Origin of the sequence: Peptoniphilus harei (assembly GCF_900454685.1) — a bacterium.
GTDB classification, from domain to species: Bacteria; Bacillota; Clostridia; order Tissierellales; family Peptoniphilaceae; genus Peptoniphilus_A; species Peptoniphilus_A harei.
This window is the reverse complement of the sequence record NZ_UATM01000032.1, coordinates 525,695-550,324: the sequence shown is the minus strand read 5'-3', so window position 1 is coordinate 550,324 and position 24,630 is coordinate 525,695. Positions and strand designations below refer to the sequence as shown.

At 36.2% G+C, this 24,630-nt stretch carries 18 protein-coding genes and 1 pseudogene; 6 read left to right on the top strand and 13 right to left on the bottom strand.

The annotated features are described in order from the left end of the window. The first annotated feature begins 28 nt into the window (after positions 1 to 28). Positions 29 to 1,342 (top strand): NCS2 family permease, encoded by a 1,314-nt coding sequence (locus DRZ96_RS04065; RefSeq protein ID WP_112889670.1) that lies wholly within the window; start codon positions 29 to 31, stop codon positions 1,340 to 1,342. An 88-nt stretch (positions 1,343 to 1,430) separates the two neighbouring features. On the opposite strand, the gene DRZ96_RS04060 is transcribed toward DRZ96_RS04065, so the two are convergent. The 4 genes and pseudogenes from DRZ96_RS04060 to msrB form a co-directional block, all read right to left on the bottom strand. Then, positions 1,431 to 2,012 (bottom strand): helix-turn-helix domain-containing protein, encoded by a 582-nt coding sequence (locus tag DRZ96_RS04060; protein WP_172605458.1) that lies wholly within the window; start codon positions 2,010 to 2,012, stop codon positions 1,431 to 1,433. A gap of 285 nt (positions 2,013 to 2,297) precedes the next feature. Beyond that, a pseudogene (locus DRZ96_RS04055) lies at positions 2,298 to 3,702 on the bottom strand (alanine/glycine:cation symporter family protein). 11 nt (positions 3,703 to 3,713) lie between these two features. Continuing rightward, a complete protein-coding gene (glsA, locus tag DRZ96_RS04050) occupies positions 3,714 to 4,637 on the bottom strand; it encodes a glutaminase A (protein ID WP_112889668.1) in 924 nt (307 codons plus the stop codon). A 258-nt stretch (positions 4,638 to 4,895) separates the two neighbouring features. After that, the gene (msrB, locus tag DRZ96_RS04045) at positions 4,896 to 5,837 is read right to left on the bottom strand and encodes a peptide-methionine (R)-S-oxide reductase MsrB (RefSeq protein ID WP_112889667.1); all 942 of its coding nucleotides are present in this window, start codon (positions 5,835 to 5,837) and stop codon (positions 4,896 to 4,898) included. A gap of 393 nt (positions 5,838 to 6,230) precedes the next feature. On the opposite strand from msrB, the gene DRZ96_RS04040 reads away from it, so the two are divergent. The 5 genes from DRZ96_RS04040 (at position 6,231) to DRZ96_RS04020 (ending at position 11,882) form a co-directional block, all read left to right on the top strand. Further along, the gene (locus DRZ96_RS04040) at positions 6,231 to 6,866 is read left to right on the top strand and encodes a ZinT/AdcA family metal-binding protein (protein WP_112889666.1); all 636 of its coding nucleotides are present in this window, start codon (positions 6,231 to 6,233) and stop codon (positions 6,864 to 6,866) included. Between the two features lie 66 nt (positions 6,867 to 6,932). Continuing rightward, complete coding sequence (locus tag DRZ96_RS04035) at positions 6,933 to 8,228, top strand: metal ABC transporter substrate-binding protein (RefSeq protein ID WP_112889665.1); 1,296 nt, start codon at positions 6,933 to 6,935, stop codon at positions 8,226 to 8,228. A gap of 3 nt (positions 8,229 to 8,231) precedes the next feature. After that, on the top strand, positions 8,232 to 8,906 hold the full coding sequence (locus DRZ96_RS04030) for a metal ABC transporter ATP-binding protein (RefSeq protein ID WP_112889664.1): 675 nt from the start codon (positions 8,232 to 8,234) through the stop codon (positions 8,904 to 8,906). Then, entirely contained in the window at positions 8,893 to 9,690 is a 798-nt protein-coding gene (locus DRZ96_RS04025; protein WP_112889663.1) for a metal ABC transporter permease, read from the top strand. The genes DRZ96_RS04030 and DRZ96_RS04025 overlap by 14 nt, the downstream gene beginning before the upstream one ends. 188 nt (positions 9,691 to 9,878) lie before the next feature. Beyond that, positions 9,879 to 11,882, top strand: coding sequence for a C69 family dipeptidase (locus tag DRZ96_RS04020; RefSeq protein ID WP_112889662.1), 2,004 nt, complete (start codon positions 9,879 to 9,881; stop codon positions 11,880 to 11,882). 106 nt (positions 11,883 to 11,988) lie between these two features. Here the strand turns inward: DRZ96_RS04020 and DRZ96_RS04015 are convergent, their stop codons facing one another. From DRZ96_RS04015 to folK, 9 genes are all read right to left on the bottom strand, one after another. Further along, positions 11,989 to 12,945, bottom strand: coding sequence for a glutathione S-transferase family protein (locus DRZ96_RS04015; protein WP_112890570.1), 957 nt, complete (start codon positions 12,943 to 12,945; stop codon positions 11,989 to 11,991). Positions 12,946 to 13,054: 109 nt separating this feature from the next. Further along, a complete protein-coding gene (gene ftsH, locus DRZ96_RS04010; RefSeq protein WP_112889661.1) occupies positions 13,055 to 14,887 on the bottom strand; it encodes an ATP-dependent zinc metalloprotease FtsH in 1,833 nt (610 codons plus the stop codon). Positions 14,888 to 14,962: 75 nt separating this feature from the next. Then, positions 14,963 to 16,003, bottom strand: a complete 1,041-nt coding sequence (locus tag DRZ96_RS04005) for a ribonucleotide-diphosphate reductase subunit beta (RefSeq protein WP_070701517.1) — start codon at positions 16,001 to 16,003, stop codon at positions 14,963 to 14,965. 218 nt (positions 16,004 to 16,221) lie between these two features. Then, positions 16,222 to 18,750, bottom strand: coding sequence for a ribonucleoside-diphosphate reductase subunit alpha (locus tag DRZ96_RS04000; protein ID WP_112889660.1), 2,529 nt, complete (start codon positions 18,748 to 18,750; stop codon positions 16,222 to 16,224). 287 nt (positions 18,751 to 19,037) lie between these two features. Then, entirely contained in the window at positions 19,038 to 20,795 is a 1,758-nt protein-coding gene (locus DRZ96_RS03995; RefSeq protein WP_112889659.1) for a copper amine oxidase N-terminal domain-containing protein, read from the bottom strand. 1,219 nt (positions 20,796 to 22,014) lie between these two features. Further along, positions 22,015 to 22,734, bottom strand: a complete 720-nt coding sequence (locus tag DRZ96_RS03990) for a hypothetical protein (RefSeq protein ID WP_112889658.1) — start codon at positions 22,732 to 22,734, stop codon at positions 22,015 to 22,017. Between the two features lie 15 nt (positions 22,735 to 22,749). Continuing rightward, complete coding sequence (locus DRZ96_RS10505) at positions 22,750 to 23,247, bottom strand: hypothetical protein (protein WP_112889657.1); 498 nt, start codon at positions 23,245 to 23,247, stop codon at positions 22,750 to 22,752. Continuing rightward, positions 23,244 to 23,822: a glycoside hydrolase family 73 protein gene (locus tag DRZ96_RS03980; RefSeq protein ID WP_112889656.1), complete on the bottom strand. Its 579-nt coding sequence runs from the start codon at positions 23,820 to 23,822 to the stop codon at positions 23,244 to 23,246. Before DRZ96_RS03980 ends, DRZ96_RS10505 begins: the two co-directional genes overlap by 4 nt. After that, positions 23,812 to 24,630, bottom strand: coding sequence for a 2-amino-4-hydroxy-6-hydroxymethyldihydropteridine diphosphokinase (folK, locus tag DRZ96_RS03975; RefSeq protein WP_112889655.1), 819 nt, complete (start codon positions 24,628 to 24,630; stop codon positions 23,812 to 23,814). Before folK ends, DRZ96_RS03980 begins: the two co-directional genes overlap by 11 nt.

The following is a 24,630-nucleotide window of genomic DNA, read 5'->3' as shown; positions in this document are numbered from 1 at the left end:
TGTGATTATCTGGTAAAGGAGGTTTGTTATGTCTAAATATGATACAAATTTAGATAGTTATTTTAAATTAAGAGAGAATTCAACGGATTTCAAAACAGAACTACTAGCCGGCCTTACTACTTTCGCTACAATGTCATACGTTTTAGCTACAATACCAAATTTGTTATCTGGAGCTGGCCTTAATCCGGCACCATTATTAACAGTGTTGATTTTATTTATAATTATTTGTAGTGTGGCCATGGCATTGTACACTAATAGACCTTTTGCTCTTGCACCTGGTATGAGTAGTGTTGTAATTATCGGTACAACTCTTTCTGAAACTGACATGCCCGTTGAAGTGGCTTTTGGTCTAGTATTTTTAAGTGGTTTAATATTTGTAATTATATCTTTCGTTGGATTAAGAGAAATTGTTGTCAAGGCAATTCCAGCTAGTGTTAAAATTTCCATCAGTGCAGGAATTGGTTTATTCATTGCCCTTATCGGATTTAAGAGTAGTGGAGTAATTGTTGCAAACGCTCAATCAAATACTCTTACTTTTGGAGATTTAACATCCATCAACGTTTTATTATTTTTAATAGGATTTATTTTAATACTTATTTTCGAAGCAAGAAAAATCAGAGGCAGTATGATTCTATCTATACTAATTGTAACTTTAATAGGTATTCCTTTAGGAGTAACAACTGTTCCTGATAGACTAATACAAATTCCTCAGTTCTCTTCTGAAACAATATTTAGAATAGATATACTTGGCGCTTTAAAGCCAGAATACTTACCATGGATTTTTACATTCTTTGTTCCTGACTTTTTCGGGACAATGGGAATTATCTTAGGTATAGCAAATAGAGCAAATTGGTTAGACGAAAACGGAAATATGCCTGAAATAGAAAAATGTTTTAAAGTAGATTCATTATCTACTCTAATCGGCAGCTTCTTCTGTATGCCAGTAATGACAACTTATCTTGAATCTGCCAGTGGTGTTGAAGAAGGTGGACGAACAGGTTTAACAGCAATATTTACATCTGTATTTTTCGCACTAACACTTTTATTAACTCCAATTGCTTTAATGATTCCAGCTGTTGCAACTGGTCCTGTTTTAGCTATGATTGGAATTCAAATGTTGAGTTCAATGAAAAACATTAATTATGATGATCCAACAGAATCAATTCCTGCATTTTTAGCAGTTGCGATGACTATATTCACATATAACATTGCAAGTGGTTTATCAATATCTGTTTTATCTTATATAATATTAAAAGTTGCTGCAGGAAAAGCTAAGGAAATTCATGTTTCTATGTATGGACTTAGCATTGTTTTACTTTATTATCTATACACATTAATTTAATTAAAATCATCAATAAACTATATATCAAGAGATTAAGATTGTTCTTAATCTCTTTTTTCAAGCAAAAAGTCCACCGGCTTTGGTGGACTTAATTTTTCTTTTTTATTATATAATGTGCGACTATAATGGGCGAAATAATGTAAACAACTGGAAGGACTACTTTCGAGAATAGGTTGTATTCCAAGTCATCTAATTTTTCTTCCACAAATTTATAGGCTTGGGGAAAGGATATCACTGCCACTATCATGTAGACAGTTAGGATCAAGTAGGGTATCTGACTTGGGTCTTTCCCCAAAAGTCTTTCCATGAATAGATAATAATAGACTGAGTAAAAGAAAATCCCTATGATACAAAGACAGGCATAGATAAAGATGTCCCAAAGTCCCCTACCAATTATTCTTTTCTTGCTTAATTTCTCTTCCTTTTGTTCTTCAACTTCATCTTTTTCTTCTTTATTGTCTACTTTCTTTTCGCCATTAGCTTGGCCAATAAAATAAGCCATGTCCACTCCAAAGACTTCAGAAAGTTCCCTCAGGTTAGTCATCGTTGGTGTGGCCTTGTCATTTTCCCACTTGGATATGGCCTGTCTTGTCACAAAAAGTTTATTGGCAAGATCTTCTTGGGAAAGATTTAATTCTCTCCTCTTAGTTTTTATTTTTTCTCCATACATAATTTTCACTCGCTTTTTATATCTGTAAATTCATTTATGTATGAAATAATAACAAAAATATCCTTGTCTAACAAGCAAATGGACCGCAACTTTTGGTTGCATAGGTGGTTTTTGTGGGATTTTTAATGTTTTACACATCTTCAAATCCTTATAACCTTTCACAAAAAAATAAAAGACTTTTAAACATCAATCAAAATAAATTCCAATAATAAAAAAACCTTATAATTAGAAAAATGGACCTAAGCTAACTTAGATCCATTAATAAATTATTCTATTATTCTTTTATTATTTCCAGTAGTCTAATTTTGAAGTGTTGATACCAACTGCATCTGCCTTGAATACTGGGTTCTTACCTTCTGCTCTTTGTTTCTTGTAGTCGTCAAGAGCCTTAAGTGCTGTTCCGCCAAGTATAATAATTGATGGAATGTTGATTAAGCACATAACTCCCATTAAGAAGTCAGCGATGTCCCATGCAAGTGACATTTCAATTCCTGCTCCAACAAAGATTAGGATGATTGCTATAATTCTGTAGCAAAGCATAAATGTCTTTGAAGGAATCTTCTTGTTAAGATATGTTAAACAAGAGTCAACATAGTATAGGTTACCAAGAAGTGTTGTAAAGGCAAATAGGGCAAGTGAAATTGTGATAAATAAATTACCATATTTTCCAAATACTGTTGAAAGTGATGCTTGAACAAATGGAGCTCCTGCTAATTCTTCTGTTGGAGCAATGCCTGATGCAAGTGACATAAATGCTGTTGCTGAACAGATAACAATTGTATCAAGAAATACAGAAATCATTTGTACTAAACCTTGTTTAACAGGGTGAGAAACTGATGCTGATGCTGCTGCGTTTGGAGCAGAACCCATACCAGCTTCGTTGGAATAAAGTCCTCTCTTAATACCTTGTACTAGGGCTGAACCTGCAACTCCACCAAATATTGCCTTAAAGTTAAAAGCATCTTCAAAAATCATACCAAACATTGCTGGAACATTTTTGATATTAATAATGATCATTACAAGAGCCATAACTACAAAGATAACACCCATTACTGGAACTAGTAAAGATGTGTATTTTATAATTCTCTTTCCACCACCAAGAATACAATAACCTGCTACTATGGCAAGAACTGCACCTATAATCCAAGAAGTTTTTCCTGGTACGTAGAAATCATAAACTCTAAAGGAGTCTTGAAGGTTAAAGGATGCAAGCATGTTAAATCCAACTGCATAAGTTGCAATAAGTGCTATTGCAAATAGAACTCCAAGTCCTCTTGATCCAATGGCATTTTCTATGTAGTAAGAAGGTCCACCATAGGATACTCCGTCATCACCACGTTTTTTTATAAATTTGTGCAAGTGTTGATTCGATAAAGGCCGAAGCACTACCAATTAGTGCTATGATCCACATCCAAAATACTGCACCAGGTCCACCAAGGCAAATTGCATTGGCAACACCAACTATATTACCTGTACCAACTCTTGATGCTGTTGATACCATAAGTGCTTGGAAGGAAGATACATCGTCTTCTCCTTCTGGTTTTTCTGAAATAACTCTAAAAGCTTCTCCAAATAATGAAAATTGTACAAATTTTGTTCTAAATGTGAAATAAAATCCACAGGCAAGTAATACTATAATTAATATTGGATAATATAAGACGCCGTTGACGGCTGATAATAATTCTCTCATTTTTTACTCCTCTAATAAATCGATAAGTCTAGTTCTTTTGATAAATATTCTAACATCCTAACTCCAGAGTAGGAGTTACCATGAGTGTCAAGTCTTGGAGCATAGACTGCAAGGCCTGTTTTGTTTTTGGAAGCAGTTACAATTCCGCCACCAACTCCTGATTTGGCAGGGAGTCCAACTCTTATGGCGAAGTCACCTGAGTAGTCATAGGTACCACAAGTTGCCATTAGAGATCTTAGTACTCTTGCTTCATTTGGAGTTATCACTTCTTTTCCTTCTAGGTCCACGCCATCATTTGAGATAACATAGGACATGTGAGCCAAGTTTTCTGTGTTTACAAGAATTGAACAGGCTTTAAAATATGTATCCAATACCTCTTCAACTTTTGTGTCACTTGGCAGAATTCCCTTAGCTAACATCAAGTAGATTAGGGTCCTATTTGTAAAGGAAGATTCCTTTTCTGACTGGGCAATTTCCCTGCTGTAATCAACTTCTTCACCTAAAAATTCGCTAGCCTTTTCAAGTATTACATCAAAGGTTTTTTCTCTATAAACATTATATAAAATAGCTACTATAATAATTGCGCCAGCATTGATAAAGGGATTGACTGGTATCTTCTTTTCCGAAAGCTCAAGCTCGATTACAGAGTTAAAAGGTTTAGCTGATGGCCTAACGCCTACATATTTCTTAAGTTCTGAGACCTTGTAGTTTTCCATGGCAAGTGCATAAAGGATAACCTTTATAATTGACTGGATAGAAAACCTAACCTTAGAATCTCCGACACTTAAGATATTCCCATCTTCTATTGTAGAAATAGCAACTTTATTTGCATCTACCCTAGCAAGCTCTGGAATGTAATCTGCAACAGCCCCTTCGTGTAGGTATTTTCTACCAAGTCTTAAGGCTTTTTCCAAAACTTCTTCTGAATAAAACATCTTTTCCACCTCCTTTTTTATATTTGGAATTGTTTTCCTATTAATTAGATTATCACAATAAATTATCTTTTTCAATTACTATTTTAATAGATTGAAGTGCTGATATTTTAAGCTTGTTGTTGGGAAATCATTTTTTCTGTTTCATCCTATTTCTTATAAGTCTTCTGATTTTTCTATTAATTAAAAATTGTTTATACAATAAAAGGGACCCAAACTTAAATTAGGTCCTCAAATTTTATTTTTATTAAATTATAAATTTTATTTTACAAAAATCTTGTAGTCGGAGTAGCCTTCCTTATCCATGTCTTCATAGGGAATGAAGTCCAAAGCTGCACCGTTGATGCAATACCTAAGTCCACCCATGTCAGCTGGTCCGTCGGGAAAGACGTGGCCAAGGTGGGAGTCTGATGACTTGGATCTCACTTCCGTCCTCACCATCCCATAGGAAGTGTCCACTTTTTCGTCAAGATAGTTTGAGACTATAGGTCTTGAGAAGGACGGCCAGCCGCAACCTGCATCAAACTTGTCTGAGGAAACAAAGAGGGGTTTTCTTGAAAGCTTGTCAACGTAGATTCCCTTCCTGTATTCATCATTTAAATCACTTGTGAAGGGTCTTTCAGTTCCAGAATTGGCCATGACATCATAAGAAATGTCGTCAAGCTCTTCTCTCTTGCTCTTATTTAAAAATTCCCTGTCATCATCAATTATTGGATCTTCTGCCAAACTCAAGTTGACGTGGCAATAGCCCATAGGATTCTTGTCGAGATAGTCTTGGTGGTAGTCCTCTGCCTTTACAAAGTTTTTTAGGACAGAAGCTTCCACTGCTAACTTGCCAAGTTTTTCTTCTTCATAGGCCATGAAGTCTCTTACTATTTCTTCTGACTCACTGTCGCCTTCTTCCCAATAAATCCCCGTCCTATACTGTCTTCCAATATCATTGCCCTGCCTGTTAATGGACTTTGGATCAATAATCCTAAAATAGTGGAGGAGGATTTCTGTAAGAGAAATGCGAGAGAAATCATAATAAATTTTTACAGTCTCTGCGTGGTCAGTCCTTGCCACAGATTCATAATTTGTTTCATCACTAAGTCCATTGGCGTAACCAACAATTGTTTTCTTTATTCCACTTAATCTCTTGAAGTAGCCTTCAGTTCCCCAAAAGCATCCACCTGCAAGATAAATAACCTTAATATTTTTCATATTATCACCTAGCTTACATTTACCCAAAAATTAACAAATAAATTGAAAGCCTTCATCAACTCTATTCAAGGAAGAAACTTATGGTTCAAATTCTTTTATTTTCTATGACTTCCATGGGCTTGCTTTGATTTTAAATTAGTTTTATAAGCAAATTTAATAAATTTTATAATAAAATTTTTAGTTTCTAAACAATAATCTTTCGCATTTATTAAATATATTTAAATAAATTCTTTAAAATAAAAATCTTATGCTTGTTATACTAGTTTTATAAAATGATAATACAAATCATTTACATGTTGCGAATATTTTGTAATCCTTCCATAGAATAAAACTCTTTACTAATTTCTTTAAATTCTTCACAAAATATTACACAACTTATATTAAGGAGGAATTATGAATAAAAAATTTAGACTGTCACTTGGCGTATTAGCCCTATCTGCAACTCTTCTTGTTGCTTGTAACAAAGAAGATACAAAGGAAGAGCCTGTGGAAAATAAGGCTAAGGTTGAACAAAATGTAGAAACTAAGAATGAAGACAAGGCTGCTGATGAAGTTGCTCTTGCTGACTGGGACGGAGAATGGAATAACATCGCCAACTATCTTGATGATCCTGGTCTAAAGGGAGCTTACGAAGAAGTTGCCAAGAGAGACAATATTACTGAAGATCAAGCTAAAAAGAATTTTGCCGACCACGTTGCAGTTGACTTTGGAGCCCTAAAGGTTGATGGAGATAGCATAACTTTTTTAACTGGACCTGAAGGAGACGAAATTGACAAGGCTGACTACAAACTTGTAGACAAACACCCAATGGAACACGGTGGAAAAACTCTTTATTGGTACGAGTTTTCTTCTAATGGAAAATATCCAACAATTTTATTAATGCCAGTCCACGGCGAAGATCACATGCCACACTTCCACCTAAGAGTTGGTGCAAGTGCTGAAGAAATGTTGGCAAAAGATGACTGGTACCCAACCTTTGTTAGTCCAACAGTAACTATTGATCAAGTTTATGAAGAAGTTGCTGAATAATATTTCTATTTTTCCTATCCTCGATGTTTCATCGGGGATAAATTTTTTTAAGAGAAAGGAGACTTTATGTCAAAAATAATAAAAATTATGACTGTATTTCTCTTGGCTTTTTCTCTAGTTGCCTGTAAGGCAGAAAAAAAGGAGGAGGCAAAACCTGTGGTCTACACTTCCTTTTATCCTGTCTACAGCTTAACTAGAAGCGTAGTTGGCGACACTGTTGATTTGAGAATCCTAATGCCAAAAAACCAGGACCCCCACCTCTGGGAGCCTACCCCAAGAAGTATAAGGGACCTGTCAAATTCTGACTTGTTAATTATAAATGGAGCAAACTTGGAACACTGGTCAGACTCTATTGCAAGTACCCTTCCAAATTTGGACATTCTAAATCTTGCCAGCGGTGTAAACTTAATTTCCTACAAGGGGGCTGCTGCCATTGGAGACTTCCAATATATGGTGGCTGGCGACTTTGACAAGAAAACCTACTCTTTTGACTTTGGTCACACCCACGAAGACAACATGAGGGTTGCCTTCCTCTATTGCGACAAGGACTACTCTGAAAAGGACCTTGTTAAGATGGGACGAAAGATCATGGAAGACCCTGGCCAAGATGTTCCGCAAAAATCTTTAATTAAGGTTGAGGACAGGAAGACTTACAAGCTTGAGATGGGCCACGAGCATGGAGAAATTTATTACAAACTTCCTAAGAAGGGAAGGTGGATTATGTTTAGCGACAGAATTTCCACAGACCTCCTTTCATATAAGATGCTTGATGCCCATGGCGACCCCATGAAGCTCCATGTCCTTCGTGATACCTCAACTACTAGCGAGGACAAGATTACCTACGATCCTCACTCTTGGATGAGTATTAGAAATGCCAAGAGGTATGTAAATGATATTGAATACAAGATGTCCAAACTCTATCCAGAAAATAAAAACCTCTACAGGAAGAATGCTTCCAAGACCTTGAGAAAGCTAACTGAACTTGACTACAAGTACAGGGACCTCTTTAAGGAAACTGAGAGGAAGGAATTTATTGTGAGTCACTTTGCCTTTGCCTACCTAGCTAAGGACTTTGACCTCATCCAATATCCTCTCCAAGGTCTCACAAGTACAGATTCTCCAAGTATAAAGAAGATTACCAGAGCCATAGACGACGCAAGAGATAGGAATATCAACACAATTTTTTATGAATATGGGATGCCAAAAAACGGATCTGACATAATTGCAGAAGAAATTGACGCTGACCTAAGGGGCCTAATATCCATGGAATACATTAACAGGGATATTGAAAAAGATATTGGAGAAGATTTTATAGATATGATGGAATACAACTTGAAAAATATATACGAATCATTGAGGTGACTTATGAAGGCTATTGAAATAAAAAATGCCAACTTTGCCTACGATAGGGATCCGGTCCTTAGGGACTTAAACCTGACCCTGATGAACAAGGAGAAAATAACTATAATTGGTGGCAATGGAGTTGGCAAGACAACTTTAATAAAAGTAATTATTGGAGAACTTAAATTAAAATCTGGCCAAATAAAAATTTTTGAAGAAGACTTAAATATTAATTCACTTAAAAAAATTGGCTACGTTCCCCAATCACAAAAGGAAAATTTATATACCTTCCCAATTTCTGTAAAGGAACTTGTAACTCTACAACTCTATGAAAGTATGGGAATGATAAAGATTCCAAGAAAGATCCACTACGATAAAACTATGGAACTTTTAAAGAAGATGAACCTTGAAAAATACGCAGACTATCCCCTAAGAGACCTGTCTGGTGGATTGAGACAAAGGGTTGTAATTACAAGGGCCCTTATGAATAATCCAGAAATTTTAATTTTTGACGAGCCAACATCTGGTGTGGACGAAAATTCAAAGAGGCAATTTGCTAAAACTATTGAAGACTTAAACACAAACTTTGACGTTTCCATAATTTTAATAACCCACGAACTAGATTGGGTGAAAAACAATTTGCAAATGGATAGGTTTTACGAATTAAAGAAAGGAGGTCTTGAACTTGTTACAGTATAGCTTTATGATTAGGACTCTCTTAGTTTCCCTTATGATTTCTATAATTATTCCCTTAATTGGAATTGTCATAGTAAATCGTGGGACTTCTATGATGGGGGATGCCCTATCTCACGTTTCACTGGCTGGAGTTGCCCTAGGGCTAATCCTCTCCATTAATCCACTAATTGGTGCAATCTTTGCCTGTGTAATTGGGGCCTTCTCCATTGAAAAAATTAGGAAGAAGTTCCCCCAATTTGGAGACATGGCAACTGCCATAATAACATCAATGGGGCTGGGACTTGCCGCCCTCTTGTCAGACTTTTCGCCAGGAGGAAGCAGCTTTGATGCCTATCTCTTTGGGAGTATTGCATCAGTATCAAGGGCCGACCTTATAATAGTCCTAATAACCTTTATACTTGTTGTGGCAATCTCATTGATTTACTATTTTGGTCTCCTCTCCATTGCAGTTGATCCTCAACTTGCTAAGATGAGCGGGGTCAATGTAAGAAGAATTAATTCAATATTCACACTTTTATCTGCTCTTACAATTGCCCTTTCAGCCAAAATAATTGGGGCCCTCATGGTAACATCACTTATAGTTTTGCCTGTGGCATCATCCCTCTTAATAAGTAAATCCTACAAGGCAACCTTCCTTAATACTCTGGTTCTTGGAGTCCTTTACACCCTAAGTGGCGTCATCCTCTCCTACTACTTTGACCTAAAACCAGGTGGAGCAATAGTGGTTATTGCCTCCCTAGGCATGCTAGTATGCCTCTTGATTTCAAAATTAAAAAGTAAAAAATAAGTTAAGTCTGCAAGATATCTTGCAGATTTTTCTTTGTTGCTTTTAAGTGTTATATCAAAAAATTTTAGTACAAAATTAAAACATTGACAGGATATATTGTAAGATGTTAATTTATATTTATAAAAACGCTCTCATTATTCATTTATAGAGAAAGCAAACATTTTACTAATGAGGGCAGGGAGGTAATTATGAAAAATAGCAAGAAGAGATTATTGATTGCAGGCCTTGCATCTAGCATGGTTTTATCCATGGCTGTTCCAACTTTTGCCTGCACTGGTATTATTGTCGGCAAGGACCTAACTACTGATGGTTCTTTTATCTTTGGAAGGACTGAAGACTACGAAAGAAATAGGACTATGAGACTTGTAACTCACCCACGTGGAGAAATTAAAAAGGGCGACAAGTTAGTTGACGTCAACAATGGTTTTACCTACATCCACAAGGAAGACTCCTTGAAGTTCTTCTCAACTCCAGACTCATCCAAGAAGCCTAAAGAAATGGAACAAGGTGTCTATGATGCAGCAGGTTACAACGAAGCGGGCGTAGGAATTTTCTGTACAGTTTCTGCTGACCCATCAGAAGAAGTTTTAAAGGCTGATCCTTTTGTAAAAGATGGTGTCAACGAAGCCAGCATGACAACTTTCTTACTTGCTCACGCAAAATCAGCTAGGGGTGCAATTGAACTTCTTGCACAAACTATTGATGAACAAGGTGCATCCATGGGCGACATTGTTGCCTTTGGCGACCAAGACGAAGTTTGGTACATGGAAATTTACACTGGCCACCAATATGTTGCCATTAAATATCCTGCTGACAAGTTTAGTATCTTCCCTAACGATTATTGGCTAGGTGGAGTTGACCTTAATGACAAGGAAAATGTAATTGCATCTAAGGACATTGTTGAAGTTGCAAAGAAGGCAAAGACTTATAAGGAAACTGCTGACGGCCTTATGGACATGGCAGGATCTTATGGTCCAAAAGAAATTGCAGACTCATCACGTTCAAGAGTTTGGTCTGGTATCCACGACCTTGACCCTAACTCAAAAGTTCCTTACGATGCAGAAAGATTTGACTTGTTAAATGACTTGTCAGAAGGCAGTGAAAAAATTGACATCACTCACGCTCTAAATGTATTTAGAAATAGGTTTGAAGGAAGTGACTACATTGCATCAGACAATAGGGCTGAAAGAAAGGCAGACCCTAATAAATACAAGAGAGCCATTGGATCTATTAACACAATGCAAGCCCACATCTTCCAAATCAAGGAAGGCTATCCAAAGGAAGCTCCAGGTCTTATGTGGATGACTCTAGGAAGCCCACTTAATATTCCTTGGGTTCCAATTTTCCCTGACATCAACGACTCTACTCCTGAAGCAAAAAATGATTCTCCAGTTTACGATCCAAACTCTTATTACTGGGTTGGCTCATCTGTAAATGATTTAGTTTCTGGCAACAGGGAAGCCCTTGGCGAATCAACAAGAAAGACTGTTACAGACTTTGAAGCTAAGATCATGAAAGACCTTCCTCAAGTTGAAAAGGAATGGATTGAACTTTACTCTAAGGATAAGGCTAAGGCAGCAGAATTCTCTACTGCTAAGACAATGGAATGGGAAAAAGAAGTCTTTGACCTAGAAAAGGGACTACAAAAAGAACTTTCACAAGTTTCTAAGGCTGACTTAATTGACCACTGGGCAAGAAAACCTATTATTGATGCCATCAGCAAGAAGTTAATGGTTGGCACATCTGACCTTAAGTTCTCTCCAAATGAAAAAATCACTAGAGGAGAATTTATCACTATCTTAGGCAGACTTGGAAAAGTTGACACAAAGAAATACGCTGAAGTTAAGGACAAGAACATCGAAGCAGGCAAGTTCTACACAGAATACATGAATTGGGCTGTGGAAAATAAACTTCTTCCTAAGACATCTAAGCCTGTGGCTAAGGAAAACATAACTCGTGAAGAGATGGCCTACATTTTGGGATCTTATCTAAAACTAATGGGCGATGATGTTACAACTCTACAATTAATTGTCTTTGACGACGAAAAGGAAATCTCTGACTGGGCCTTTGGCGAAGTTGAATTCCTAGCTAACAAGGGAATCCTAAGTGGAACATCTAACAACAAGTTCTCACCTAAGGCAAACTTAACAAGGGCAGAAGTGGCACAAATAATTTCAAAACTTGATAAATAAGTTAATAATACTTGGTAAATAGAAAAATCCTAGGCATAAAAAACCTAGGATTATTTTTTTTTATTATATTCTTAAATTTGCAATAGTTCTAAATTTTTAGTTCTCTTTAAAGTGAGAAGTCTATCTCTGGACCCACTGGCACTATCTTGTTTGGATTTATCAAGTCGTGTGACATATAGTAGTGGGTCTTGATGTGGTCTAAGTCCACTGTCTCTGCCAGACCCTCCATGTTGTAAATCTCCCTTGTGTATCTCCAAATATTTTCATAAGAAGTTAGGGGTCTGATGTTGCACTTAAAGTGACCAAAATAAACTGGGTCAAAACGTACTAGGGTTGTGAAGAGTCTTATGTCTGCTTCTGTAAACCTGTCCCCAAGTAAATATTTATTCTTTGATAAGATTTCCTCGATTTTATCTAGGGCATCAAATACATTTTTCACTTCTTCTTGGTAAACTTCTTGCTTAGTTGCAAAGCCTGCCTTGTAAACTCCGTTGTTGATCCTGTCATAGACAAAGTCGTTTATCTCATCTATCTCATCTTTAAGGTCTTCTGGATAAAAGTCGCCTTCCTTTGCCCCCAAATCGTCAAAGGCATGGTTGAAGATTCTAATTATTTCAGAAGATTCATTGTTTACGATTTTCTCTTCTTTAGTATCATATAAAACTGGCACAGTTACCCTGCCTGTGTAGTCGGGCTTCACATGAGTGTAAAGTTCATGAAGGCACTTAAAGCCATGGACCTTGTCCTCTGTTGCACCTGGATAGTCTCCAAAGGTCCAACCCTTATCGTACATAAGAGGGCTCACAATTGATAGACCAACTATGTCTTCTAGTCCCTTGAGTTTCCTAACCATTAGGTTTCTTGCTGCCCATGGACAAGCTAGTGAAACATAAAGGTGGTATCTTCCCTTTTCTGCTGGGTAGGCCTTCCTGTCCTCGTCATCTATTTTTCCGTCCTTTGTTATCCAGTCCCTAAAGGATGAGTCCTTTCTCACAAACTTTCCTCCAGTTGACTCTGTGTCATACCACTGATCAACCCATTTACCTTCTACTAATAATCCCATATTCATCTCCTTTTCTTTCTCTAAATTTTTTCTAACTATAATTAGTTTTACCCTTGAAAAATTTATGAAAACAAAAAAAGGCGGCTCCAAGCCACCTTCTTATATAATCTTATTCTTCATCAAAGTTCTTGTACTTTGATAGGATTTCCATAAACTGCTTGCCAGTTATTGTTTCCTCTTCTAACAAGAATTCAGAAAGTTCCTTCATGGCATCCCTGTTGTCTGCAATTAATTTTCTTGCATTGTCTTGGGCAGATTTAACAATCTTCACCATGAGGTCATCAATTTCTTTCCTAGTTTCTTCAGAACAGTTCATGTTTCCATTGTCGCCCATGTATCTTGAGCCAGAGTCTTGGAACTTAACCATGCCAAACTCATCAGCCATACCATATTGGGTAATCATGGACCTTGCAGTCTCTGTTGCCTTTTCAATGTCGTTGGCAGCGCCAGTTGAAACTTCGTTAAAGATAACTTCTTCTGCTGCACGTCCACCACAAAGAGTTGTGATGTGGTTGATTAAATCTTCTCTTGTGTAGAGATTCTTTTCATCCTTTGGCACCTGCATTGTGTAGCCAAGAGCTCCTGAAGTCCTTGGGATAATTGTAATTTTTTCCACAGGTTCAGACCCAGTTTGTAGGGCTGCAACAAGGGCGTGACCAATTTCGTGGTAGGCCACCCTCTTCTTTTCTTCTGGAGAAAGTATATCTTGCTTTCTTTGAGCACCTGCAATTACAACTTCTATGGACTCTTGGATGTCCTCTTGACGAACCTTGTCTTGGCCCATCCTAACTGCACGAAGGGCAGCTTCGTTTAAGATATTTGCAAGTTGGGCACCTGAGGCACCAGCAGTTGACCTTGCAATAAGTGAATAGTCAATGTCTTCTTCCATCTTGTAGGACCTTGCGTGAACCTTTAGGATTGCAATTCTGTCCTTTAGACTTGGAAGCTCAACTCTTATTTGCCTGTCAAACCTTCCCGGTCTTAAAAGTGCCGGGTCAAGGATCTCTGGCCTATTAGTTGCAGCAAGCATTACAATACCAATGTTGCCGTCAAAGCCGTCCATCTCAGTCAAGAGTTGGTTAAGAGTTTGTTCTCTTTCGTCGTTGCCAGAAAATCCACCTGCATCTCTCTTCTTACCAATTGTGTCAATTTCATCAATAAAAATTATACATGGGGCATTCTTCTTTGCCTCTTCAAAGAGTTCCCTAACCTTTGCTGCTCCACGACCTGCAAACATCTCCACAAATTCAGAACCTGCTATGGAGAAGAAGGGAACGTGACTTTCTCCAGCTACAGCCCTGGCAAGTAGGGTCTTACCAGTTCCTGGAGGGCCAACTAATAGAGCTCCCTTAGGACACTTGGCCCCAATGTCTGTGTATTTTTTTGGATTTTTTAAGTAGTCCACAATTTCCACCAGGGACTCTTCCGCTTCCTCTTGGCCTGCAACATCATCGAAGTCTACAGTTTCGCCACTTGGTTCATACTTTTTAATTTTCTTTCCGCCACCAAGGATTCCGCCACCGCTAAGGTTTTGCATCCTCTTAGTCATTGCCCTTTGTAGCAAGAAGAATAGTAGGATTGGGAATCCCCAAGTCATAACAAAGTTCATAAATAGACTTGGCTTTTCTGGTATTTCAGAAGAATACTCAACACCCTTTTCTTCAAGGTCCTTAACTATTTCTGGATCTTCCATCTTCCCAGTCTTGTAGATTTTTTTGTCGTCCTTAAGCTTGTAGAGGATTTGATCTTGCTTAAAGCTTACCTCTTCGATTTTATTCTGGCTCAAGTTATTCCTAAAGTCTGAATAAGAAGAAGTCTCCATTCTATTTTGTGTCACCATTGGCAAAATTAGCCAGTTTAGGGCAAAGACTGCCAAGATTGATATTAAGTAGTACCTAAGTAAATTATACTTGGGTCTCTTGTTGTTGTCCTTGTCTTCCATCTTATAAACCTCCTTAAGGGATGAATTTTTTAAAAATAAAAACCGGATAAAAATCCGGCTTAAATCTCTTTCTTATTAAAGGTCGTCTTCAATTACAGAAGATTTTGAATATGCAGATGGTCTTGCTTCAAAGAAGTCTGTCTTAATTTGGTTAGGATCAGAGTATTCGCTAACCCACTTCATTGATTCTGGCTCGTCGATATTTTCATCAAATAGGTTGCCAAAACCCAGATTTCTAGAACGCAAGTTGCCAAGGTACATGATGTAATCTTCAATCATTTTTTCATTGAGACCCTTAATTTCATCGCCTATGACATACTTACCCCAAGCAATCTCTTCCTCAACACCCTTTTTAAGCATTTCTTTATAATTCTTTATATTCTCATCTGTAAATATCTCTGGATGTTCCTTTTTCATCTCAAGTATAATACTCCTGAAGAGCCAAAGGTGGGTGTTTTCGTCCCTATTGATGTATCTTATTTCAGAAACTGTGCCAGGCATCTTGCCCATCCTTCCAAGATTGTAGAAGAAGGAGAAGCCTGAGTAGAAATAGATTCCTTCAAGAATATAGTTGGCAATTAGGGCCTTCATAAAGTTGTCCAAGTTCTCATCTTCGTAGAAGTCTTGGTATTGGTCCCCAATAAATTTGTTCCTCTTTAAGAGGACTTCGTCGTCCTTGTATTGGTAGAGGATTTCTTCCCTCTCTTCTGGCGAACAAATTGTATCCAAGATGTAGGAATAGGACTGAGAGTGGATGGACTCTTGGTAACCCTGGATGGAAAGGCAAAGGTTGATTTCATTTGCCGTTACATAGGATTGTAGCTTTGGAATTTGAGCAGTTTGCAACGAATCAAGATAAATCAAAAAAGATAAGATCTTGTCGTAGGCAGTCTTCTCATGTTTATCAAGTTCCCTGTAGTCCTTCACATCTTGGGAAAGATTAATTTCTTCTGGTATCCAAAAGTTGTTCATGGCTTGACGGTACCAGTCACTTGTCCAGCTGTACTTCAAGTTGTTGAAGTCATTTAGGTTTGTGGTGTTTCCGTTGATGACCCTCCTCTTGGAAGTTTCAATGTCTCCCTTTTCATTAAAGAGACCTCTTTTTGAAAGTTGCATATTTCCTCCTTTAATAATTTTTACGATTTTAGAATAATTTATGACTTTATAAAATTTTATGACTTTTTAAAAAATCATGACCTTGCAAAAAATTAGGACTTTGCAAAAATCTATGACTTTATAAATATTTATCACTTAACAAAAATCTGTGACCTCACAAAAAATCACGACTTTATAAATATTTGTGACTTCATAAAAATTTGTGACATATCAATATTTTATGATGCACAATAGTCGCAATCTTCAACCTCTAAAGACTTACTTCTCACATAATAAACTGACTTTAACTTTTCCTTGGCTGCCTTGATATAAAGGTTTAGGATCTTTCTCATTGTGAAGTCCGTTGTTATATAGAAGTTAATGGACTGAGCCTGGTCAATGTGCCTTTGCCTAATGGCAGCAGCTTCAATTACAAAATTTTGGTCAAGTTCATGGGCATTTTCATATAGCCAGAAAGTTTGTGGAGTTAGGTCTGGTGCCACCCTAGGAAGGATTGATCCCTTCTTCTCTTCTAGGAAGTACCTATTCATAACTGGGTCGACTCCTGCACTTGTTGCGGCAATAATCGAAGTTGAACCTGTAGGGGCAATGGCCATTATATAGCCATTTCTAAGTCCATTTGCCTTCACATCTTCTCTAAGTTTGTTCCACTTTTCATCCTTGTAGTCACGAAGGTCGAAGTAGTTTCCATTTTCCCAATCAGAGCCTTCAAAGAATTCATAAGATCCCTTCTCCTTGGCAATTTCCATAGAAGCAGTAACTGCGTGGAAGTTGATCCTTTCATAAAGGTCGTCTGCCCACTTCAAGTGCTCATCTATGTCAGAAAAGGCCATGCCAGCCTTAACAAGGGCGTGGTGGTAGCCAGAAGTTCCAAGACCTATGGACCTGTACTTCCTGTTTGTCACCTTGGCATAAGGGATTGGGTAGTAGTTTAGGTCGATAACATTGTCAAGAGCCCTTACTGTAGTTGCAACAATATCCTTTAGCTCCTTGTCATCTTCAAGGTCAATATTTCCAAGCACAAGAGAAGCAAGGTTACAAACAACAAAGTCACCTGGCTTAGTCTTTGTCACAATAACTTCGTCCCCATCTTCAGTTTCTATTGTAGTTTCTAGAGTTTCAATGGCAGACATATTTTGCATTATTTCTGTACAAAGGTTTGAAGAATAAATCATGCCAACGTGCTTGTTAGGGTTCATCTCGTTTACATTGTCCCTGTAGAAGGCAAAAGGCGTTCCAGTTTCTGTAAGTGACTTGATAATAAGTCTAACTAGGTCCTTGACAGACATCTCACGACGGGAGATAGACTCATCTTCAATACATTCCCTGTATTTTTCTTCCCATTCTTTGCCGTAAAAGTCCTCAAGAGCATAACCCTTCTTTGCAAGGACTTCGTGAGGGTCAAACATATACCAAGTTGCATTGATGTCCTTCTCTGCCAATTCAAAGAATAAATTTGGATAGGAAATAGCAGGGAAGATGTCGTGGGCCTTCATCCTGTCGTCACCATTATTGGTACGAAGTTGTAAAAATTCTGGGACGTCCTTTTGCCAAACATCAAGATAGCAAGCAACAGAACCTTGACGAACTCCCAATTGGTCAACAGCAACAGCAGTGTCATTGGCAAGCTTTATCCATCTTATAACGCCACCAGCAACTCCCTTGAAACCCCTGATGTCAGAACCAGTGGCACGAACCTTGCCGAAGTAAAGCCCCATTCCACCACCGTGCTTAGAAATTTGGGCAAAGTTATCAATAGAACGATAAATTCCCTTTAAAGTGTCTGGTACTGTGTCAATAAAGCAGGAAGAAAGCTGATTGTAAGGCTTTCTAGCATTGGACATAGTTGGCGTGGCAACAGTGACCTTTAGGCTAGAATAAATGTCGTAGAACTTCTTGGCCCAGTAAATCCTGTTTTCCTCAGGTATAGCAAGGTGCATGGCAATCCCCATAAACATCTCTTGGATAGATTCCACAAACCTGCCGTCGTGGCTCCTTATAACATATCTCTTTATTAGAAGGTCAAGACCAGAATAATTTAAGAGATGGTTTCTTGAATTATCAATATATTCTTCCAGTTCAAGGATCTCTTCCTTAGAATAATTTTCTAAAATATATTCGCCGTAAAGACCCTTTTCAGTTAAGAAGACAATCTTTTCGTAGAAATTATTGATCTTAAACTCTTCTAGATTGGCCTTGATTTTCTTTTCAAGGTCGTAATTCAAGAAGAGGGCTGCAATAAATTCCCACCTAGGAGCATCTTTGTCAGTAAGTTCACTTGCCGCCTTAATAATTTCAGAAAGGTAGGCGTCTTGACTTTGGTCCTTCTTCACAAAGGATTCAAACTTCTTGTAAAGTTTTTCAAGCTCGTAAACCTTTGGGTCGTAGTTCTTTCTCACAAACTTCAAAATCTTTAGGACCTTGTCGTCAGTGATATAGTTGGCGAACTTGTCCAAGATTTGTCTCTCTTCAGAGTGTCTATTCCTGTAAAGGATGTAGGCCTTTACAACTTCAATTTCCTTTTCATCAATTAGCTTTAGCTCAACTAGGTCCTGAATCTCTTCAACAGTTGGAGGATTCTTTGGATCATAGTTTTTTAGTAAGCTTTCCTTGATATCAAGGGCATAGGCGCCTATTACAGAATCAACATAATCTTTTCCCACAGAGTCAAAGGCCTTTTCGATGGCATTTTTTATCTTTAAATGGTCGAAATCAACCTCTCTCTTATCTCTTTTTAATATTTTCATAAATCCTCCATATAGTAGAATTTTTATTTATAATTTTTCAAATACTACTATATATTATCATAAACAAAATTTTATAAATAGCTTTAAAGTGGAGAAAAAATAATCTTAATAATTTGTTTTTTATTATAAAGCTGTGACTTTTTTTATTTTACAACCTATCTTATATAAAAACTCACTTCAAGCTAGACTCATAAAAAAAGAAGCCTGACTTGGCTTCCTTGTTAAAATTAATATGTGTTTTGAATACAAAAAATCCCAAGAGGCTTGCTCTTGGGATAATTTTTAACTTATTTTACAACTGAGAAAAGAACTTTTGCTACTTTTTCAGCAGATTTTTCTGTCTTTTCAGCTACTTTTTCTTCTTTAACTTCTTTATTTTCTTTCTTGTCAGCTTCTTTAACTTCTTCCTTGTCTTCTCCTAAAATTTCTTCCAATTCTTTTTTGTTTTCTTCTTGGTATTTCTTTAGAAGTTCAGGGTTCTTGTCAAGTTCAGCCTTAGCTGCAAGGATTTTTTCTAATTCTTCGCCTTCATAAAGTTCTTTTAAAGTTTCAACAATTTCTTCATCTTTTTGGCCAGTTGACTTCATTGAAGCAATCATCTTGTAGTTATCTTCTTTTTCGATTTCTGCAAGCTTAGCTTCTAATTCTTTTTCAGTCATGTTAAAGATGTCAACTATTGGCATTCCTTCGTTCTTGTCGTATTTAACCTTATAACCAAAGGCTTCAGATACGAATCTAACTGGGATATAAGTCTTGTCCTTGACAATAACTGCTGGAGAGTCAAGTGCAACTTCTTTTCCATTTACAAGGGCCTTGTTAGAGTCAATTTTTAAAACAATCTTATCATTATCTTTTGTAACTGTTACAGTTCTGTCTTTTCCATTCCAATCAACTTTTGCGCCAATTTTTTCATAGAAAGCACGAGCTGCTAGCATAGTTCTGTCATTCATAATCTTTGGAAGAGCTTCAGGATCTTCAAAAGTGATGTCTTCGCCATTTACTCTTACTGTTACAAGACTTACTTCTGGCATAATTAACTTCATGTATTCTTCTGTAGTTAATTTTTTAACTGAAGTTGGGAAGTTAATTTTTACATTTTCATCTTTTACAGTGTCCATTTTTCCCTTAACAGAAACTTTTACGAAGTCTGCAACATTAACTTGCATTGCTAGGTCTTGGACAAGTTTGTTTTCTTCAAAAGTTGTCTTTTGAGAAATTTTTGATCCCTTGATCATTTCTTTTATGCCCTTAGCTGCTTCTTTAAGGTCTTCTGCCTTGTATTCCTTGTTAAGTTCTTTGAAGTCTTTTCTTTCTTCTTCATCCATTGGAAGGCCAGCCTTGTCAATGATTGCTAGGGCAGATGTTGAAACTGCGTCCCAGTTTTTCATAACGCCATCAGCTGACTTTATGAATTCATCAATTATAGCGTCACTGCTTGCATCTAATGTGTAAGTGTTGCCTTCAACCTTGAAGTCAATTTCTTGTTTTATGTCCTTTGTTGCAAGGTTCATTAGATTGATTAGGTCAGTCTTAAATTCTTCTGAATTAAAGTATTGGGCAGCCTTTGGTGAAAGACCATTTTCTTCATCTGCAATTGAGATGTAGTCTTCCTTGATGTCCTTGAAGGAGTCGTTTCCAAGTGCAAAGATGTCCTTTGAAAAGATAACTTCATTGCCCTTTACATAAAGGTCCATCTTGATAACATCAGGCACGTCCTTGTTAAGGCCAGCAATTTCTTCTTGGTTATCTGACATTTTTGCAATTTCTTTTTTGAACTTTGAGAAGTCCATATTCATTACAACGTGGGCCTTGTCTTTTCCCACTTGTTCGCCCTTTAGACTTACAGGGAAGTTAATCTTCATTACTTCTTGAGTTTCAGGATTTTTTACTTCAACATTGTATTCAAGTTGTCCAGAAACTTTTGAGCCCTTCCAGTCTGCTACCTTTTGGGATGCGTCTAGATAGGCTGTTGTGTTTGCACTACAAGCACCAAGTGTTATGGCTGCAATAAGTACAAGAAAAATAGTTAAAATTTTCTTTTTCATAATATACCTCCTATTTGTCCTTTATTGTATTATAAAAGAAAAATCATTTCAACTAAAAGACTATTACAAAATGGCTTACTTGCATGGATTACGAAGTGTCAATATAAGAATATATTATTCTTAATCTGACTTATTATTGTATTTTGCCTTTTATTTTGTGTTTTTCTTTAATAATCTATTTTATAAAAAAGATCTTTGTCTAAATTATTTAAATTTTTATAATTTTTTTAATTATATCTCTATATAAATGTCTTTAGAGTCTTTATGATTAAAAATTTCATATAAAACTTAATTAATAATATTTCATCTTTTTTAATCTATAGTGTATATACCTTATATTTACACTATAGCCCCGTAAAATTATTTTGTCAAGTTTTTTATAAATTTTTTATAGACTTTCTTTATAAAATTATTTTACTTCGGTTTTTTCTTAAATTATTACTAGATTAGCTATTTTTTTAAGTTAATTTTTGTTTTTTATCCACAATTTTTCTTATCTTATCTACATTTGTTGACTAGGGAAGTTAATTATAATCAACAAGTCTATTTTTAAAATTTTATTTTATCCTTATCCTTTTTATAAACTAGAGATTTATATTTATCGACGTTTTTATTATTAAGTCACTTTTTTATATAGCTTTTGAAATTTTATAAGACTTATAAAATTTTATAAGACTTAAAATAAAAGTAACATCTAGCTTCAATATAACAAAAAAGTATGAACCCAACAAGCAAATAGGCCGCAACTTTTGGTTGCATCAAGCTTTATTACTAATTTTGTTAATTTTTTAATTAAAAATAATTTTAGTTTTATTTTATCTTGCCAAAAGATATTCCACTAATAAAAAATTTTCTAGTAATCTATAAAATATTAAATCTAATTTTTAATAGTAAATAAATTTTATTTTAATTTTCATAGAAAGTTTTAAAAGACCAAACTTCTCAATAATTTAAAAATTAAGTAAAACAAAAAAGAGACCCACTTGGATCTCTTGATTTTAAAATTTTCAATTGTTATGTAACTATAGCTCTATACCTCTTAAATTAAGCATTCAACCTTTAGCACTAAGCTACTTTCAAATGAGGTACTTTGCTACCTTTCCCTTGCGGGATAAAATAAAACTTGTCATTGGAATCACCTTTTCTTAGTTACCAATTTGTTTTCTCTAGCTAGCTTACTTATAGTATAGAGGACTAAAGTTAATTTGTCAATGTTTTCCTAAAAGTTTTTTATCTTTTTTAAATTTATTTTATTCTCGTCAATTTTCCCTTCATTTAAGGCCTTATTAATTTCAATAATTGCCTGATTTGCAGAGTTTAGCGACCCAATATTAACTATATAGTTCTTTGAGCCTTCCTTACCCTTTATTACGATTTCATTATTTTTTGACTTGGAAATAGATTTCATGTCTTCATAAGGGAAGTGGTGGTTACCAATTACAAGGCCCTTGCCATAGGATCCCACAACTGTTCCAAGCCTGTCCTTTCCATCTCTAAAAGATGATTTAGAGGGAATATTGTAGATTATTGTGTCCTTGTCTTCTCTATTTGGGAACTTACCATTTTGTAGGTTGTATATAAATAGTAAAAATAGTCCAATTAAGAATAATGGGTTTGCCAAGAAATTAATGACCTTGTTGTCTCTCACATACATTTGTTGGAAAAAGTATATGTTTACAAAAATCAAAAATCCTATGTAGACAAAGATATTTAAGTTGTAAGTCTTCTTTCTTATATTTAGGTCCTCAAGCTTTAGGATTCCCTTGTACTTTGATATGAAGTCCACTGCTGTCATCATAAATAGGTAGTTTACAATGGCCCACATTATTGAATAAATAACAGAACCATTGCCCAGTTCTGATTCTAGACCAGAGAACTGGAGTCCAAAGGGAATTATTGCTGATATTATGAGGACTATGTTAGATGTTTTTTTGTTCAATTTTTCTCCTCTTTCTTATTTTTTCTTCTTTTTCTTTTTATTGCCTTTTATCTTTTTCATGTTTTTATTGGCTTCTTCTTTTTCTGCTTCAATTTCTTCGGCAACCTTGTCGTTCTTACTTAACATTAGCATAGTTCCAAAGAAAGCAAACATGTAGATTCCAAGGTTTATAAACATTTTCTTTAGGTCATTTTCTATGATTAAAAGATCATCCTGGCTAAGTCCTGTAAGATTTTTATACCTAAAATAGGATATAGCAGAAAATAAAATCATTAAAATCACCATATAAATGAAAACTGATTTTGTGTCCTTGTATCTTTTTTCATCTACAAAAAAGAAGACAACCAGGGTTGATAGAGACACTATCCCCAGTAGGATTGCCAGAGTTTTAAAATTAAAAACCTGGATAAAACTTCCTGTATCTAACTTGTTGTACTTAAATACAAGAAAAACTAGGGAGAGAATAATGATTATTATACTGGTTTTTAGCCATTCTTTCTTATCTTTTGTCAATTGGTCACCTCGTCATACTTATCCAGCCCATATTTTTCTATGACTGATATTATTTTTTCTGCGTAGGAAGGGTCTGTTGCGTAGCCGCCTTCTTTTATATACTTGGCTGCTTCCTTGTAGTCCTTGGCAGTCTTTACCTTTTCATACCTCTTGGCTGTTGTAAGGAGCTTGGCATAATGTTCAAAGGACTCTTTCTTGGAGGAGTACTTCTTGAAGTTCTCCATGTATCTTCCACTTTGTCCCTCAACATATTCTTCAGTTTCAAAGACTATGCCTTGGTCCCTTTTTACTGCCTTTATGCCAAAGTAATTGTTGTATTCTTGGGAAAGCTCAGACCTTCCCCAGTTGGACTCAAGGATAGACTGGGCCATCATTACAGATGGGAAAAGGCCATGTTTTTTAGCCATCCTTGTGGCCAATTTTTCTGTATCCTCAATATAGGCTTGTCTGTAATTCATCTCTTCTTGGGCTCTTTTTTCTGAAGTTGATTTTATTAAGAGTCCCATAAAAAAGATAATTCCCAAAAATGCCAGGATAATCATAAGGCAGCCGCAACCTGCCCTCTTATTTTTCATCTTTCACTTCTTCATAAAGCTTACTTATTTTTTTATTTAAAATAGGGTGAAAGTAGTTTGGCATAAGTTCATTTAAGGATTCTAAGACAAACTCCCTCTCTGCGATATAGGGATGAGGTACTATCAACTCATCTGTGTAGTGGATTTCCCTATCTATAAAGAGGATATCCAAATCAATTGTCCTTGCTCCCCATTTTTCATGTCTAACCCTGTCTAGGTCAATTTCAATTTTTTGTAAAATGTGAAGAAGGTCGTGGGGATCTTCATAGGAAGACACCTTTACAACTGTATTTAAAAAGTCTCCTTGGTCAGTCTTGCCCCAAGCCTTGGTTTCTATAATAGAAGCTTTTTCCAGGACCTTAAGGCCTGCTACTTCCATTTTTTCTAGGGCAGACTTAATATAGCCTTCCCTATCTCCAAGATTTGTCCCAATCCCAATATAGTAGTCCCTTCTCTTCTTCTTGCAGCGAACCGATGCTGTATCTAGGGGAAGGTTAATTGGGGCCCAGGGTTTTTTTATTGTGAGGTCAACAGTTTCTGCCATTTCATAGTTATCAAAGATGAATTTTGTCATCTTATAGGCAAGAGTCTCAATTAAATCTTCAGTTTCATTTTTAAAAAGATCATAAAGTTCATGGGACAACTTTCCATAGTCAATGGACCTGTCTAGGTTTTTTTCTATGGCACAGTCCCTAAAACTCATCCCAATTTCTGCACTAATTAAAAATTTTTGGCCAAGTTTATTTTCTTCTTCAAAAAGTCCATGGTTGGCATAGACTTCTAGGTCTTTTATCTTGATAAAATCCAT